We start from the raw sequence: 16,658 nt of genomic DNA, 5'->3' as shown, positions 1-16,658 counted from the left end.
AAAAGCTTACGTATCCTTAAGTGACTAAATCGAGTACCTTTTTATGGGATTATTCTTTTTGTAATGGTAAGATTATTCTGAAAAATAAAAAGGAGGGACTCTAATGTGTACAAAAGAACAAATTTCAAACTTATTTCGAAACTTTTCAATAAAGGAATGTAAAGGATCAAGTGATTTATATGAATATTTATCAATGAAAATTGCTGAAGATGAGGAAGTACTTACACTATCGTCCTATGCTCAGGTAGGTCAACCAGTCCCAAACTTACTATTAGGTGCAGTACATTATTTATTGCTAGCAGGGAAAGAACATCATTTAAAAACGTATTATAGTAGTTTAGTTGAAAATGCTGATACAAATTTAGATAAAGCTTTTAATCATTTTAAAGATTTCTGTAAAGAGTACCGCGAAGAAATCATTACTTTGTTACAAACGAAACTCGTTCAAACAAATGAAGTAAGACGGTGCGCATACTTATACCCAAGTTTCTGCTACATATTTAACAAAGTGAAGAAGCCGTTAGCGTTAATTGAAATTGGGACAAGTTCTGGGTTGCAACTGTTCTGGGACCAATATCGTTATTCGTACGGGACGGATGAAATGTACGGAAATATAAATTCAAATGTGCATGTAACTTCTGAAATAAGAGGGACGAATGTACCGCATTTTCTAAAAGAAAGCCCATCTGTCGTAGAAAGAATTGGACTGGACTTACATGTGAATGATTTACATAATGAGGAAGATTATTTATGGTTACGTGCTTTAATTTGGCCAGAACATAAAGAAAGGCTTGAGATGTTTGATCAAGCTGCATCTTTAGTGAAAAATGAATCTGTCCAATTAATAGAAGGAGACGGTGTAGAGCTATTATCATCTATTATTGAACAAATAAGTGAAGAAGCTGTTATTTGTATTTTCCATACACATGTTGCAAATCAAATACCAGAACAAGTAAAACATAAGTTAGAAAAACAAATACAAGAAATTGGCGCAAAACGTGATGTATTCCACCTGTATAACAACATGTGGGATCGTGACCTTCATATTGATTATTATATTAACGGAAACGAATATCGTGAAACGGTTGGAGAAACAGAAGGACACGGGAGATGGTTTAGCTGGAAGATTGGAAACGAGACGCTTATTTAGATTAATAGGGGCGCCCTCACTTGTAAAAGAAGGGACCATAGGCTCAAGCATTGACTAAATGGTTAAGGAATAAATGTATTAGTAACATACAAAAAATGCTTCGGAGAAATCCTAAGCATTTTTTGAATTACATTTAAACCCCATAATGGATCATGTACTTCTGTTCTGCTGCAGCTTGTACAATGTAAGTTAAATCGTAATTTCTATTTGATTGCCTTCTGGATCGCCTATTACACTTTCATAATAGCCATCTCCAGTAAAACGTGGTCCATTTAATAAAGGATAACCAGCATCTTTTATCACCTTTGTCAGTTCATTCACTCGTTCTTCACTACCGACAGAAAAAGCCATATGAGCATAGCCGGTTATGTTTAAATTAGGCTTATTTTCAATCCCTTTTTTACGCATAAGTTCAAGTCTTGCTCCAGATTCGAACGTAATAAAATAAGATTCAAATTGTTTCGTTTTATTATGATATAAAGAGTTTGCTTTACCATTAAAGTATTTCATATAAAAATCACGCATACATTTTAAGTCATTTACCCAAATTGCAATATGTTCAATTTTCATAGGTTTCACCAATCCTATCTGTATCAATTAGGCTTCCACTGTATTAAATTTGCATTTGCATTACAACAATTTTGCTTCGCTATTAAAGCTAGTTGTTAATTTTTGATTGTGTACGTACATACAATATGTAATTAAGTGAATGACCATCATAGTAATTACAGAAAAGGGTGAATGAAGCATATGAATCAATTTGAGCAAATGATGTACGTTGGTGTCATCATGTCTATTGTACTATCCGTAATGATTTTAGGGTCCTTATATTATAATCCTCGACTTTCGTTAACTGATTATCCGAAAGATATTCAAAAAGTAGTTTTTCCAAAATCGATTCATGAAAAAAAGCAAACCATTTATTTTAATATTGTATATAATACTATTCTTTTCGGTAGTCCTTTCGTTTCTACATATATACTACATAAGCATGAAAAGTTAATGTATATGGATGCCTATTTACACAATTTTGGTATTTTAATGATTTTCAATTTAGTAGATTTACTTATAATTGATTGGCTAATTTTTTGCTGGATTACTCCAAGGTTTGTTGTGATTCCTAGTACGGAAGGTATGAAAGGATATAAAGATTATAAGTTTCATTTAAGAGGGGCTATTGTCGCTACTCAAATTTTAGCAATCGTAAGTTTATTTTTGGCGGGAATTGCTACAACTATTTAGTGTGAAGAAGAGCATGGAGCTTTTATAAAAGATAAGGAGATTTATAATATATAGAATTAGAAATGAGAATTTGATAGTATTGGAGTAAGGAGTTTTAATAACGGTATATTAAACAATATTAATATACTGTTGCAAATGTTTTGATATTATGTAAAATTATACAGTTTTACGGAGACATTTGATAAAATTCGAAAAAATATAATGGAGGCTAATATGAAAAAAGTAATTGGCGCAGCAACAGCAACTATTTTTGGATTGGGGGCGTTTACCTCAACTGCTACCGCAGAAACAATCGTAACAGCAGATGTACTTAACGTACGTGAAAAACCGACTACAGAATCAAAAGTGGTCGAAAAAGTAAAGAATGGGCAAGAGTTAAAAGTCATAAATACCGAAGATGGCTGGTCAAAAATTGAGTTGAATGGTAAAGAAGTGTTTGTAAGTTCGGAGTTTACAAAAGATGTATATCATGTAACGGCGAATTTGTTAAATGTACGTACTGAAGCAAACACGGATTCAGAAATTCTTGGCAGACTAAAAAAAGATGATGTAATTGAATCAACGCATCAAGTAAAAGACGGATGGCTGCAATTTGAGTATAAAGGAAAAACTGCTTATGCAAACGTTTCTTTCCTATCAAGTACAGCACCAACTGAAAAGAAAACCGAAGAGAAAACGAAGCAAGTAGCGAAAGTACAAAAATCAGTTAAAGAAAAGAAAGAAGTAAAGACGCAGAAAGTAGCAAAAGCGAAAGAAACAACGAAAGCACAAGAAATAGTAAAGCCTAAAGAAGAGGTAAAAGTCAAAGAAGAAGTAAAAGTTAAAGAAGAAGCGAAAGTGCAAGAAATAGTAAAGCCTAAAGAAGAAGCAAAAGTCAAAGAAGAAGTAAAAGCGCAAGAAATAGTAAAGCCTAAAGAAGAGGCAAAAGTCAAAGAAGAAGCGAAAGTGCAAGAAATAGTAAAGCCTAAAGAAGAAGCAAAAGTCAAAGAAGAAGCGAAAGTGCAAGAAATAGTAAAGCCTAAAGAAGAAGCAAAAGTCAAAGAAGAGGCAAAAGTCAAAGAAGAAGCGAAAGCGCAAGAAATAGTAAAAGCTAAAGAAGAAGAAAAAGTACAAGAAATAGCAAAAGCTAAAGAAGAAGAGAAAGCAAGAGAAATAGCAAAAGCTAAAGAAGAAGAGAAAGCAAGAGAAATAGCAAAAGCTAAAGAAGAAGAGAAAGCAAGAGAAATAGCAAAAGCTAAAGAAGAAGAGAAAGCAAGAGAAATAGCAAAAGCTAAAGAAGAAGAGAAAGCAAGAGAAATAGCAAAAGCTAAAGAAGAAGAGAAAGCAAGAGAAATAGCAAAGGCTAAAGAAGAAGAGAGAGTAAGAGAAATAGCAAAGGCTAAAGAAGAAGAAAAAGCAAGAGAAATAGCAAAGGCTAAAGAAGAAGAGAGAGCGAAAGAAGTATCTAAAAACAACATACAGTCTGCTAAACGTGAATTAACGGTAGTAGCGACAGCGTATACTGCTGATCCAAGTGAAAATGGTACATATGGTGGACGCGTTTTAACTGCGATGGGGCATGATTTAACGGCAAATCCGAATATAAGAATTATCGCAGTTGACCCGAAAGTAATCCCATTAGGATCTAAAGTATGGGTAGAAGGTTATGGAGAAGCTATCGCTGGTGATACTGGAAGTGCAATTAAAGGTAATCGTATTGATGTTTTAATGGGTTCAAAAAGTAAAGCTATGAATTGGGGAAGACAAACTGTTAAAGTGAAAATTTTATAATAACAATAATTATCCAAATAGAAGTCAGTTCTCTTTATTGAGGCTGGCTTTTATTTTTTTAGTAGACGGATAATAGGATTTTTAAATGGCTTATTACTAAATCTGTAATTAAGTTACCAGCTTCATTACCAAAAACAACGGTAAAGCTTATAAATATGAAAAATGAAGATATACCTACAGATGAAGATAGTTACTGGGAAGCTTTTGACTTGTTCGGTTCTGAATATGTATGTAGATTATTAGGGGTACCGTTATATGATGATCTTCCAAAGGATTTGGCGTGTCCAACTTGTGCGAAAGAGATGAAATATGTTGCTACAATTACTCAAGATATTGAGGAACGTGGACTTATTTCAGTAGTTGATTTCCAGTTTGGGGAAATGAATATATACTATTATTTATGTATAGATTGTTTAATTATAAAAACTGAAATACAAAATACATAACAAGCCTAACATATTATGTTAGGCTTGTTTTTTGATCGCAACATCATTAAGAATTGCATCAAATATATCTTTTTGCGTAAAGTTATCTGTAAAAATAGTTTCTCTGGCAACCTTAATAGTATCGTGCGAATTATACCATTTTTGTAGGGAATCTTCACCAAATTCGTGTCGTTTGTCCCTTGTGTTATGTCGTCTAATAGTTTCCTCTAATGATAAATCAAAGTAATATGCAAATGCATTTTCATCAAAATAACGAATTAATTCTTTTAACATCTCACCATACCTATGACTGTTCAATATACCTTCTAAAATAACAAATTCACATTTTCCTTTTCCGTACTTCGTAATTTCAAATAGTAAATCATGTGATAAATTACCCATTGTGTCGTGTACTCTAAGCATATCTCTACGTACAACATCCTGTGATACTAAAAGTGTCCCTTGTCCGAAATGTTCTTGTAGTTGTTTTGCAATCGTTGTTTTACCACTTGCGGAGTTTCCTCTAAGAATGATTAAAGTGGATGTAAATATAGGATTAGACATAATGTATTCCCTCCAACATTATTAATTATATAGAAAATTTTAACAAATAAAGTAAGGAAAGTGTATAATCAATATGATGGATATTTAAGGAGGGGGTAAGATGGGGGATATATTAAAAAATGCACAACCTATATGGAAACGGACTTGGTTTCGTTATCTAGGGGCATTTTTTATTGTTCAGTTACTGTTTATCCCGCATTAACGGGCAGTAAGACCCCCACCTCAAAATTCAGCCAAAGCGAAGAAGTTAGGTGGGGGATCAACTGCCCGTAAAAGCCCGATTGGTGAGGGCTGATAATCAGTGGGGGATGAACAAAACCCCCACTGATTAAAGTTTCACTTTATTTTGTGTGAAATCACTGCGTGGGCGCCAAACTTTAGGCCAGGCGGAGAGTTTTTTAATAGAATATTAAATTCTCAATTTTTCACTGAATGGTTCACACTCTATACAATCCCGCAATTTAACGTATTTACAGCATTTTTTGCGATTACATTACTACCATATGCATTAGTAGGTGCAATGAAAGATGTAACAGCAAGAAAAAATATAAAGGAATAATAGAGGTATAATATGCTTTTTCAAAAAGAAGGTTTATTGATTAGATACGTAATGGAAGATGATGCATCTATCATTTCTAAATGGTTAATGGACCCAGCAGTCCTGCGGTATTACGAAGGACGAGATAATCCGCAATCTGTAGAAAAGGTGCTTGATCATTTTATACATAGTCCAAACAGTAATGAAAAAAGATGTTTAATAGAATTTGATACGGTTCCGATTGGTTACATACAAATGTACCCAGTGGATTCAGAGTGGAAAGCGTTATATGGCTATAAAGAATCACAAAATGTATGGGGTATGGACCAATTTATCGGTGAACCAGCCTATTGGGGAAAGGGAATTGGAACAAAACTCGTTCAGGCAGCAATTACATATATTATGGGTGAAATGGGAGCAGAAGCAATTGCAATGGATCCGAAAGTAAATAATGAACGAGCAATAAAGTGTTATGAAAAAAGTGGATTTAAAAAAGTAAAGATTTTAAAGGAACATGAGTTGCATGAGGGGAAATTAGAAGATTGTTGGATGATGGAATATAAACAATAATAATGGCTTATACAAACAAAGGGGGATGTGTGAAATGAAAAAAGCATTAATCGTAATTGATGTGCAAGCGGGTATGTATACAGCTGGAATGCCAGTACATAATGGGGGAAAGTTTTTACAAACATTGCAAGAGCTTATTATGGAATGTCGTTCAAATGATATTCCAGTTATTTATATCCAACATAACGGTCCTAAAGACCATCCGTTAGAAAAAGGTACGGATGGATGGCGAATCCATGCGGCCATCGCTCCGCAAGAAGGAGATAATATAGTTGAAAAGACGACTCCAGATTCATTCCATAATACAAACTTAAGCGAAGTGTTACAAGAGAAAGGAATTGAACACGTTATTCTTTCGGGAATGCAAACAGAGTATTGTGTAGATACGACAACGCGCAGAGCATGTAGTGAAGGATATAAAGTAACGTTAGTGAGTGATGCACATAGTACATTTAATACAGAAGTGTTACGTGCTGAAGATATTGTGAAACATCATAACGCAGTATTGGAAGCGTTTGCGGATGTTGTTGAAGTAAAAGACTTAAAAGTGGCTGCCTCTAAATAAGAGGCAGTTTTTCATTAGAAAAAATAGCGTCAAATATTGTTAGTAAGTCGGTATTTTGAAATAATCGATTATATAATTTCACGTACCATAATGAAAAAATACAAAAAAGGAGCACCACATAATTAAAAAGGGCGCTCCTGCATCAAAACGTTACTTTTTTTTATCTTTATCTAATATATTTTGTTCTTCAGCAAACTCTGTACCATATGCAAAGCGGCGATTAATACGAATGTTATCATTGTTGTGCCTTGTATGAGAGTTAGAGAAGCGATGAACGATTACTTCAGATAAAGTGAAGACGATGGCAGAAAGGATACTGCCCCATGCAATTTGCATATAGTTGTCTAATAAAATATTACCGAAAATCCATACGCTTAAATATGTTAATAAGAAATCCGACATAATGGCACCAGTATTGCCAATTCGATTTAAAATGATTTTATCAACGAACATGTAGGATACGATTGTAACAAAGAGACTGAATGAAATAATTTGAACAAACGTTGCAGGGAAAAATAAAGCAAGCCCAATGCTAAATGCGATAATGCACGATATAAACTTGATAAGCACTACTGTGAAATCATTCAAAATTTACACCTCCGATTTATACATAGTTTTTCAATAAATTCTGGAGTTCATACATTGTAACGGATTTATTTACATAAAACTTTTTCATGTTCGGAATTTAGTCTAAATATTATAAAAACAATGAAAAAATGTTATAGTAAAATGAGAGTGTATGACATTTTTAGGTAAGGGGGAATCCAGGATGTGGATTACTTCAGAAGTAGAAATTCCAGATGAGTTAATTGATCACCTTGAGCAAGGAAAGTTAGTGTTATTTGTTGGAGCGGGAGTTTCCATGAAAGGGAAATCAAACTTACCGAATTTTGATGATTTAGTTGATGAAATTGCAAAAACGTTATATGTCGAAAAACGTGAAATAACAGAACCACATGATTATTATCTTGGTAAAATTGCGAAAACAAAAGATGTACATCAAGTCGCAAGAGATCTTGTTCATATAGAGAAATCAAAACCGAATCCATTGCATTATGCAATTCCAAGGCTATTTCCTTTAGATACAGATATCCGCATTGTAACAACAAATTTTGATCAACATTTTACAACAGCAATTAAAGAAATAAATAGAGATATCAATGTTTATTACGCTCCAGCTTTACCGACTGGGAGAGCTTTTAAAGGTCTTGCTTACATACATGGTAATGTAGAACAGGAGAAAGAGGCTTTAATTTTAACAGATGGTGATTTTGGAAGGGCTTACTTAACAGAAGGGTGGGCGAGAAGATTTTTAGTTGATCTATTCTCAAATTACACCGTTTTATTCGTTGGATATAGTCATAATGACCCAGTAATGAAATATTTAGCAACTGGTTTACCACCAAGTACAAGACGATTTGCTTTTGTCGCACAAGGGGAAAATACGTACCACTGGGAACATTTAGGGATAAGACCAATTGTGTATCCGAATAAAGTGAATAATCATCAATCCCTCGTAAAAGCGGTAAAACGCTGGGCGGAATTAATGGGCGATAATTATATTACGAAAAGAATGCGTATTCGGGATATTGTAACGGTTCCCCCGTCAGTAGAACAGGAACAATTATCATACATAAAGCAATCGATTAAAAAAATTGAAACAGTTCGTTACTTTGTGGAATTTGCTCATGATTATGAATGGGTCGAATGGTTAGAAGCAGAAGGTAAATTACAAAATTTGTTTATGCTTACGCCAAACTATAATGAAGTAGATGAATTACTTGCAGAATGGTTAGTGGAACAATTTCTTTTTAGTCATCAGAAAGAATTATTTCAATTAATTTATAAAAACTACTCTAAAATATCACCGTTATTATGGAGAACAATTTGTAACTACTTAAACGAAACGAAGAGTAAGATGGACCCGTTGTTGTTTGCAAGGTGGACACTCCTTTTATTAGAAACAGCTGAAAAAGATAGTAGCTCTATAGAAAAGATTTCTAAGTTACTGCAAAAATGTTCTTTTCCTGAGCATAAAGAAATTGCCTTATTGTTACTAACTTTTATTTTAGACGGAAAACTGAAGTTGAAACGTGTAAGAAAATGGGGAAATGATACGCAAGAATCAATAGAACTCGAGGAATCGAGTCGCTTACCAGTATCTACATTTTCTCATGTGGAGCAAATTTGGAACGAAAAGATGAGGCCATATATCGCTTATTATGCTGTTCCAATTATGATGATTGGATTAGAAAAATTGAGAATGTTGTCGTTAAGACAAACGGCACTGAAAAAAAGAAATAAGGAAAATGTAGAGAAAGAGTTTCATCAAAATGATCTTGCATTTTTAATACGAATTGTAAAAGAGTGTCTAACTTATTTATGCGAAAACAATGAGAAAAAAGCGGATTATTATATTACAGAAATGATAGAAGCAAATAGTGTACTTCAAAAGCGAATTGCAATTGATGCGATGAATAAAAATATTTTTGTTCGTGTAGATGACAAAATGAAATGGTTGTTACATGAAGGACTTCTTTTAGATTTCACTTATAAACACGAAGTTTTTCAACTTTTAAAAAGGCATTATGCACATTGTTTAGAAAAAACAAAAGAAGAAGTCACTCGAACTGTAATAAAGCATCTTACAGAAGAGAGGGTATTTGATGCATGTCTCGTATTAGACTTATTATTCAAGTGTGATTCGAATAGCCCATCTACGGCAAATGGGTATGAGTTAATGAAGCAAAAGCATCCTCATTTTCATTCTGAACGATACAGTGTACAAAAGAAAGAAGATACAGCAGAAAGCATTACTTGTAATGTAACTGCTGACGGATTATTGCAGCTGAAAGATGTTGAAATTATGAAGCAAGTTCAGCAATTTTCGCAAGATGGTGTTTTTGAACAACGCCATTTTTTAGAGATGTTATCAAAAGCGTGTAAATTAAACACAGAGTGGAGTATTTCATTTGCATACCAATTAGTAGGAGTGCAAGAAATAAGTAATGAAGTATGGTTTGTTTGTATTAGAGAATGGCGAAATAATCGAGGAATGACGAATGAGCAAATCCAAAAAATTATTCCGCTATTGCAGAAATTTGTTAGAAATACTGCTTTTCATTGGTTAATTAGTAGTTTTCTATATGAAATTAGTAATCGACTAGAAGAGTTAGAAGAGAATAGTATACGTGTTGTAAAACGATTTGCTTTTTCAGTGTTTCCTCAAGTTATGAAGAGTGATACAGACTTTAAGCTTGGGAAACAAGATTTTTATAATGAATCAATTCAGCATCCAGTTGGAAAAATGACGGCTGTATTATTAAAGTTGTTATCATATGATCATTTATACGATCGTAATGTATATGAATATTTATTTTTATTTGAAGAACAAGTAAGAGTTAATTCGGAACGAACAAACTTTATGTTTGCTCGTTTAATAGCAGATATTACATTTCTATATCATATTGAAAAACAATGGTGCCGAAAATATTTGTTACCATACTTAGATTTAAAAAAACAAAATGAGATTACGGAATATGCATGGGCCGGCTTATGTTACACGCAAATAAATCTACCTTTATTTACAGAAATGAAGCGATTTATTAAGTATGCGATAGAACATTTGGAAGTATTACATCCGCATACGAGAGAAGCTTTCTTGAAGTGGCTTAGCTTTGTATTTATTAAATGTGTACTATATTGGGAGCAAAAAACAGATTGGTTATACCCGTTACTCATACTAGAAAATGAAGAAAATAAAATTAAGTTTATGCAGTTTTTATGCTATTACGTCAAAACATTAAGTGTAAAAGAACAACAAAAGTTTTGGACAGCTTGGCTCAGTGTATTTTTGCGAGAACGACCAAAAATGGGTGAGATAACTGCGAGAGAATATGTGATGCTTTTACGTATTATTTTATACATGGATGAAATATTAGAAAAAGGATTATGTATTATGTCTCGTGCATTTTCAAGTGTACATGGTAAATGTACAGGTGAGGAAATGAAGCAGTTATTGATTGAAATGCTTCATAAAAAAGAAAGTATGAAAGCGCATAAAGAAATGTTTGCAAATGTGTTTTTTATTTTACTACAAACATGTCACGAAGCCGTTTTATTTGAAAAAGAAATCATACAAATAAAAGAATTATTAGTTCAGTATGAAGTAGAGGAATATGTTTTACATTTACTAGAAAATGAAATGATTCGCATAGGAATTGTAATGGGTGATTTACAAAAAGAATTATAGGACGAAAGTGGAATTTTAAAAAATATATAAAAAGTTGTTGACAGTGTTTTGAAAAGCGTTCTATAATACGAATCATACTTATTCAATTTCAAAAACATTTGAATAAACAAAGTGCAATGAAGAGATCACAGTAGTGGTTAGTCTTACTGTAACAGAGAGCTGGTGGTTGGTGTGAACCAGTACAGGGATAATCATGAATTACAGTCTTGGAGCATCTTTTTCGTAATAAAGATAGTTTGTCTTTATGAGGAAAAAGCGGTCAATTGATCGTTAACAGTGAAGAGAGGTAGACGGAAAGTTAGTCTACAACTAGGGTGGTACCGCGATAAATATCGTCCCTACTGATTTATTCAGTAGGGACTTTTTGTATTTTAGTGGTTCAACTTGAAAATTAAATAGTCATGCATTGAAAGGAAAAGCAGTAGTTGTTGTTTCCCTGTAACAGAGAGCTGGTGGTTGGTGCAAACCAGTACATAAACAAGAGCGAATTACAGTCCTGGAGCATCTTTTTCGTAGTAAAGATAGTATTGTCTTTATGAAGGGAAAGACGGTCAGATGATCGTTAACAATGAAGAGAGGTAGACGAAAGAAGTCTACAACTAGGGTGGTACCGCGATAAATATCGTCCCTACTGATTGGATCAGTAGGGCTTTTTTGTACAAAAAAGTGGGTTTTTAACTAGTAGTTCATGTCTTTGTACGAATTATTAGTTTAAAATAAGAAGAGGTATCGATTCCACTATAAATTTGTATAATTAGTCAGTTCAGAAAATAGAGAATCTTTTATTCTCTTACTATACTTTTAAAACATTAGAGGAGGATTTCCAAATGGCAAATCATGAATTAGATCAATTACGTAAACAGGTAGATGAAATTAACTTACAACTATTACACCTTTTAAACAAACGTGGTGAAATTGTTCAAAAAATTGGAGAGCAAAAGCAAGTACAAGGCACGAAACGCTTTGATCCAGTACGTGAGCGTGAAGTACTTGATATGATTGCAGAGCATAACGAAGGACCATTCGAAACATCAACAGTTCAACATATTTTCAAAACGATTTTCAAAGCAAGCTTAGAGTTACAAGAAGATGATAACCGTAAAGCGTTACTAGTATCACGTAAAAAGAAACAAGAAAATACAATCGTTGATGTAAAAGGTGAATTGATTGGAAACGGAACACAAACGTTCATCATGGGACCTTGTGCAGTAGAAAGTTTAGAACAAGTTCGTCAAGTAGGGCAAGCGATGAAAGACCAAGGCTTAAAATTAATGCGCGGTGGTGCATTCAAACCGAGAACTTCTCCATATGATTTCCAAGGTTTAGGAGTAGAAGGACTTCAAATTTTACGTCAAGTAGCAGACGAGTTTGACTTAGCAATTATTAGTGAAATTTTAAATCCGAACGATGTTGAAATGGCATTAGACTACGTTGATGTAATTCAAGTTGGCGCACGTAACATGCAAAACTTCGATTTATTACGAGCTGTAGGTAAAGTTAACAAACCAGTATTATTAAAACGTGGATTAGCAGCAACAATTGATGAGTTCATTAACGCAGCGGAATACATCATTGCGCAAGGTAACGATCAAATTATTCTTTGTGAGCGCGGTATCCGCACATACGAAAGAGCAACACGTAACACATTAGACATTTCTGCAGTACCAATTTTAAAGAAAGAAACACATTTACCAGTTATCGTTGATGTAACACATTCAACTGGACGCAGAGATTTATTATTACCAACAGCGAAAGCGGCACTTGCAATTGGTGCAGATGCAGTAATGGCTGAAGTTCATCCAGATCCAGCAGTTGCATTATCAGATTCTGCACAACAAATGGACATTCCAGAATTCCATAGATTCATGGATGAGTTAAAAGGTTTCAAAAATAAATTATCTTAATTCCATATCATATATGCGTTGAAGAGGAAACAGTAGTGCTTATCTCACTGTTAAAGAGAGCTGATGGTCGGTGTGAATCAGTACAAAGGTAAGCATGAATTACAGCCTTGGAGCATCTTTCCCGACAACTTTTGGAGGGTAAGACGGTCGAACGATCGTTAAAGAAGAAGAGAGGTAGACGAAAGAAGTCTACAACTAGGGTGGTACCGCGATAAATATCGTCCCTACTGAGCGCTCAGTAGGGACTTTTTTGTACAAAAAAATAGTAAAGGGGCAAGAGAAATGAGATACATTACAGCTGGAGAATCACATGGACCGCAGTTAACAGTTATTTTAGAAGGTGTACCAGCAGGTTTGACACTTACGGCGGAACATATTAATAAAGAATTATTAAGAAGACAAAAAGGTCATGGACGCGGAAGACGTATGCAAATTGAAACAGATACAGTTGAAATTGTAAGTGGTGTTCGTCACGGGATGACACTTGGATCACCGATTACGTTAATTGTAAAAAATGATGATTTCAAACATTGGACGAAAGTAATGGGTGCAGAGCCAATTTCGGAAAAAGAAAGTAAAGACATGAAACGTACAATTACAAAACCACGTCCCGGACATGCAGATTTAAATGGAGCAATTAAATATGGTCATCGTGATATAAGAAACGTATTAGAGCGGTCATCTGCAAGAGAAACGACAGTTCGTGTAGCTGCTGGTGCAGTTGCAAAACAAATTTTAAGCGAATTAGGCGTGGAAATTGCAGGACATGTTCTTGAAATTGGTGGAGTAAAAGCAAAACATATTTCAAACTTATCGATTGAAGAAATTAAAACAATTACTGAAAACTCACCAGTTCGATGTTTAGATAAAGAAGTAGAGCAAGAAATGATGAATGCGATTGACAACGCAAAAAGTAGTGGAGATTCAATCGGTGGTATTGTGGAAGTCATTGCAGAAGGTATGCCAATTGGAGTTGGTAGTTACGTTCATTACGATCGTAAATTAGATGCAAAACTTGCTGGCGCAATTATGAGTATAAATGCATTTAAAGGTGCTGAAATCGGCGTAGGTTTTGAAGCCGCACGACAACCGGGAAGCAAAGTGCATGATGAAATTCTGTGGGATGAAGAAAAAGGATACACGAGAAAAACGAATAATGCCGGCGGTTTAGAAGGCGGTATGACAACAGGTATGCCAATTATCGTAAGAGGCGTGATGAAGCCAATTCCTACTTTATACAAACCGTTAGCAAGCGTTGATATTGATACGAAAGAAGCATTCCAAGCGAGTATTGAAAGATCTGATAGTTGCGCAGTACCAGCAGCGGGTGTAGTAGCTGAATCTGTTGTGGCATGGGAACTTGCAGATGCACTAGTCGAACAATTCGGAAAAGATCGTATGGAATTATTAAAACAAAACATTATGCAACACAATAACTACGCAAAAGAATTTTAATAAAAAGGTGGGTTTAACGTGCAAGTAAAAGATCAACTATCATCATTACAACCATATAAACCAGGTAAATCACCAGAACAAATGAAAGAAGTGTACGGAGATCATTCGTTTGTGAAATTAGCATCGAATGAAAATCCATTCGGTTGTTCACCGAGAGTTTTAGAAGAGTTGCAAAATTCTTGGTTGGAACATGCTTTATATCCTGACGGAGGTGCTACAACGCTCCGTCAAACAATCGCAGATAAGTTGCATGTGCAAATGGAACAAGTACTTTGTGGTAGTGGTTTAGATGAAGTCATTCAAATCATAAGTCGTGCAGTACTCAAGGCAGGAGATAACATCGTGACAGCTGGTGCGACATTCCCGCAGTACCGTCATCATGCAATTATTGAAGGTTGTGAAGTGAAAGAAATTCCTTTAAATAACGGTGTATACGATTTAGACGAAATTTCATTAGCAGTAAATAATAATACGAAAATTGTATGGATTTGTAATCCGAACAATCCGACAGGCACATATGTGAATGATCGAAAATTGAATCAATTTATTGAAGGTATTAGTGAGAATACGTTAATTGTCATTGATGAAGCGTACTATGAATACGTAACAGCAAAAGATTTCCCTGAGACATTATCGCTTTTAGAAAAACATAAAAACATTCTTGTACTTAGAACGTTTTCTAAAGCGTACGGATTAGCTTCTTTCCGCGTTGGATATGCGATTGGACAGGAAGAGCTAATTGAGAAATTAAATGTCGTACGTTTACCATTTAACGTATCTTCATTAGCGCAAAAAGCAGCTACGATTGCTTTTGGTGATGACGAGTTTATTAAAGAAATAGTTCACGTGAATACAGAAGGATTACAGCAATACGAGAGTTTCTGTAAGGAAAACGAAATACCATTTTATTCGTCACAAACTAATTTCATCTTTTTACCGGTAGATAATGCTGGAGAGATTTATGAAGCTTGTGCACATGCAGGATTTATTATTCGTCCATTCCCAAATGGTGTCCGTATTACAGTTGGAACAAGGGAGCAAAATGAAGGAGTGATTTCAGTGTTAAAACAACACTTTGAAAATAAAAAAAATAAGTCTCGAGATGAGGCCAATGCGTAAAAAGGTAGTATTAATTGGAACAGGTTTAATAGGAGGCTCTCTCGCATTAGCAATTAAGAAAGAGCACGATGTAACAATAACAGGGTACGATATATTTAAAGAGCAAGTAGAGCGTGCAAAAGAATTACACGTAGTAGATGAAATAGCAGGTGATTTACAGGGTGCATGTGAAGAGGCACATTTAATTGTTTTTGCTTCTCCAGTTGAAGAAACGAAGAAGCTATTACACAAACTTGCGTCATTCCGTTTACGAGAAGATGTTATAGTGACTGATGTTGGTAGTACAAAAGGGTCTATTATGAACGAAGCGGAAGCTTTATTTTCAAAGGATGTTTCTTTCATTGGTGGACATCCGATGGCGGGTTCTCATAAAACGGGAGTTGAAAGTGCAAAGGCACATTTATTTGAAAATGCATTTTACATTTTAACACCGATGAATCACGTGCCAAATAAACAAGTGGAAGACCTTAAAGTATGGTTAAAAGGAACAGGGTCACATTTTCTTGTTTTAAATACGGAAGAACATGATTATGTAACAGGGATCGTTAGTCATTTTCCGCATCTTATCGCAGCAGGTTTAGTAAAGCAAGTTGAGAAACATGCAGGAGATAATCCGCTCATTCATCAACTAGCTGCTGGAGGTTTCAAAGACATTACACGTATCGCATCTAGTAGTCCAAAAATGTGGAGTGATATTGTAAAGCAAAATCGAGAGCATTTAATGGTATTATTAAAAGAGTGGATCTCTGAAATGGAAGATTTATATAAAACAGTTTCTACCGGAGATGCAGGCGAGATTCAAAACTATTTTGCAGATGCGAAAGAATACCGTGATTCTTTACCAGTAAGAAAGAGAGGGGCAATTCCTGCCTATCACGACTTATACGTCGATGTATTAGATAAGGTGGGGGCATTGGCTCATATTACGAGTATTTTAGCGCGCGAGGAAATTAGTATTACGAACTTGCAAATATTAGAAGCGCGTGAAGGACTGCTTGGGGTATTACGTATTAGCTTCCAAAGGGAAGAAGATCGTATGAAAGCAAAGCTAGCGCTTGGAGAAGAAGAATACCAAACTTATGAAACAATTTAAATGAGAAGGTG

14 protein-coding genes, 2 pseudogenes and 3 other annotated features are annotated in these 16,658 nt (G+C 34.6%); of the genes and pseudogenes, 13 read left to right on the top strand and 3 right to left on the bottom strand.

Features of this window, described 5'->3' with window-relative positions; translation table 11 throughout:
• The first annotated feature begins 103 nt into the window (after window positions 1–103).
• Window positions 104–1,150: a DUF2332 domain-containing protein gene (locus MHB52_RS15075; RefSeq protein ID WP_061664869.1), complete on the top strand. Its 1,047-nt coding sequence runs from the start codon at window positions 104–106 to the stop codon at window positions 1,148–1,150.
• A 189-nt stretch (window positions 1,151–1,339) separates the two neighbouring features.
• Here MHB52_RS15075 and MHB52_RS15070 read toward each other — a convergent pair whose 3' ends face one another.
• Window positions 1,340–1,720 (bottom strand): VOC family protein, encoded by a 381-nt coding sequence (locus MHB52_RS15070; protein ID WP_061664870.1) that lies wholly within the window; start codon window positions 1,718–1,720, stop codon window positions 1,340–1,342.
• 180 nt (window positions 1,721–1,900) lie between these two features.
• Here MHB52_RS15070 and MHB52_RS15065 point away from each other — a divergent pair, with 180 nt between their 5' ends.
• The 3 genes and pseudogenes from MHB52_RS15065 to MHB52_RS15055 form a co-directional block, all read left to right on the top strand.
• Complete coding sequence (locus MHB52_RS15065; RefSeq protein WP_061664871.1) at window positions 1,901–2,392, top strand: hypothetical protein; 492 nt, start codon at window positions 1,901–1,903, stop codon at window positions 2,390–2,392.
• Window positions 2,393–2,605: 213 nt separating this feature from the next.
• A complete protein-coding gene (gene entB / locus MHB52_RS15060) occupies window positions 2,606–4,162 on the top strand; it encodes a cell wall-binding protein EntB (protein WP_340767730.1) in 1,557 nt (518 codons plus the stop codon).
• 110 nt (window positions 4,163–4,272) lie between these two features.
• Window positions 4,273–4,608 (top strand): annotated as a pseudogene (locus MHB52_RS15055) (hypothetical protein); the annotation flags it as partial.
• Between the two features lie 18 nt (window positions 4,609–4,626).
• On the opposite strand, the gene MHB52_RS15050 reads toward MHB52_RS15055, so the two are convergent.
• Window positions 4,627–5,151 (bottom strand): kinase, encoded by a 525-nt coding sequence (locus MHB52_RS15050; protein WP_016118109.1) that lies wholly within the window; start codon window positions 5,149–5,151, stop codon window positions 4,627–4,629.
• A gap of 100 nt (window positions 5,152–5,251) precedes the next feature.
• On the opposite strand from MHB52_RS15050, the gene MHB52_RS15045 reads away from it, so the two are divergent.
• The 4 genes and pseudogenes from MHB52_RS15045 to MHB52_RS15030 all read left to right on the top strand — a co-directional run bounded on the left by MHB52_RS15045 (window position 5,252) and on the right by MHB52_RS15030 (window position 6,824).
• The gene (locus MHB52_RS15045; protein ID WP_000502344.1) at window positions 5,252–5,353 is read left to right on the top strand and encodes a YfzA family protein; all 102 of its coding nucleotides are present in this window, start codon (window positions 5,252–5,254) and stop codon (window positions 5,351–5,353) included.
• Between the two features lie 138 nt (window positions 5,354–5,491).
• A pseudogene (locus tag MHB52_RS15040) lies at window positions 5,492–5,710 on the top strand (YfzA family protein); the annotation flags it as partial.
• A gap of 12 nt (window positions 5,711–5,722) precedes the next feature.
• On the top strand, window positions 5,723–6,259 hold the full coding sequence (locus tag MHB52_RS15035) for a GNAT family N-acetyltransferase (RefSeq protein ID WP_016118108.1): 537 nt from the start codon (window positions 5,723–5,725) through the stop codon (window positions 6,257–6,259).
• 34 nt (window positions 6,260–6,293) lie between these two features.
• Entirely contained in the window at window positions 6,294–6,824 is a 531-nt protein-coding gene (locus MHB52_RS15030) for a cysteine hydrolase family protein (RefSeq protein WP_016118107.1), read from the top strand.
• A gap of 150 nt (window positions 6,825–6,974) precedes the next feature.
• Here MHB52_RS15030 and MHB52_RS15025 read toward each other — a convergent pair whose 3' ends face one another.
• On the bottom strand, window positions 6,975–7,412 hold the full coding sequence (locus MHB52_RS15025; protein WP_000997702.1) for a YndM family protein: 438 nt from the start codon (window positions 7,410–7,412) through the stop codon (window positions 6,975–6,977).
• 181 nt (window positions 7,413–7,593) lie between these two features.
• On the opposite strand from MHB52_RS15025, the gene MHB52_RS15020 reads away from it, so the two are divergent.
• From MHB52_RS15020 to tyrA, 5 genes are all read left to right on the top strand, one after another.
• On the top strand, window positions 7,594–11,076 hold the full coding sequence (locus MHB52_RS15020) for a DUF4020 domain-containing protein (RefSeq protein WP_016118106.1): 3,483 nt from the start codon (window positions 7,594–7,596) through the stop codon (window positions 11,074–11,076).
• Between the two features lie 107 nt (window positions 11,077–11,183).
• Window positions 11,184–11,419, top strand: a binding site (T-box leader).
• Window positions 11,420–11,473: 54 nt separating this feature from the next.
• Window positions 11,474–11,709, top strand: a binding site (T-box leader).
• Window positions 11,710–11,903: 194 nt separating this feature from the next.
• The gene (locus MHB52_RS15015) at window positions 11,904–12,980 is read left to right on the top strand and encodes a bifunctional 3-deoxy-7-phosphoheptulonate synthase/chorismate mutase (protein ID WP_001273575.1); all 1,077 of its coding nucleotides are present in this window, start codon (window positions 11,904–11,906) and stop codon (window positions 12,978–12,980) included.
• Between the two features lie 9 nt (window positions 12,981–12,989).
• Window positions 12,990–13,209: a binding site (T-box leader), on the top strand.
• Between the two features lie 53 nt (window positions 13,210–13,262).
• Window positions 13,263–14,435 carry a chorismate synthase gene (gene aroC / locus MHB52_RS15010; RefSeq protein WP_016118105.1) on the top strand — a complete coding sequence of 391 codons (1,173 nt, stop codon included), beginning with the start codon at window positions 13,263–13,265 and terminating at the stop codon, window positions 14,433–14,435.
• Window positions 14,436–14,453: 18 nt separating this feature from the next.
• Window positions 14,454–15,554 carry a histidinol-phosphate transaminase gene (gene hisC / locus MHB52_RS15005; protein ID WP_001197277.1) on the top strand — a complete coding sequence of 367 codons (1,101 nt, stop codon included), beginning with the start codon at window positions 14,454–14,456 and terminating at the stop codon, window positions 15,552–15,554.
• Entirely contained in the window at window positions 15,547–16,647 is a 1,101-nt protein-coding gene (tyrA, locus tag MHB52_RS15000; protein ID WP_016118104.1) for a prephenate dehydrogenase, read from the top strand. Before hisC ends, tyrA begins: the two co-directional genes overlap by 8 nt.
• Window positions 16,648–16,658: the final 11 nt, after the last annotated feature.

This window comes from Bacillus sp. FSL K6-0073, from assembly GCF_038006085.1.
Lineage (GTDB): Bacteria > Bacillota > Bacilli > Bacillales > Bacillaceae_G > Bacillus_A > Bacillus_A cereus.
Note: the sequence above shows the minus strand (reverse complement) of the source record. Positions and strands in the feature narration are given on the sequence as shown.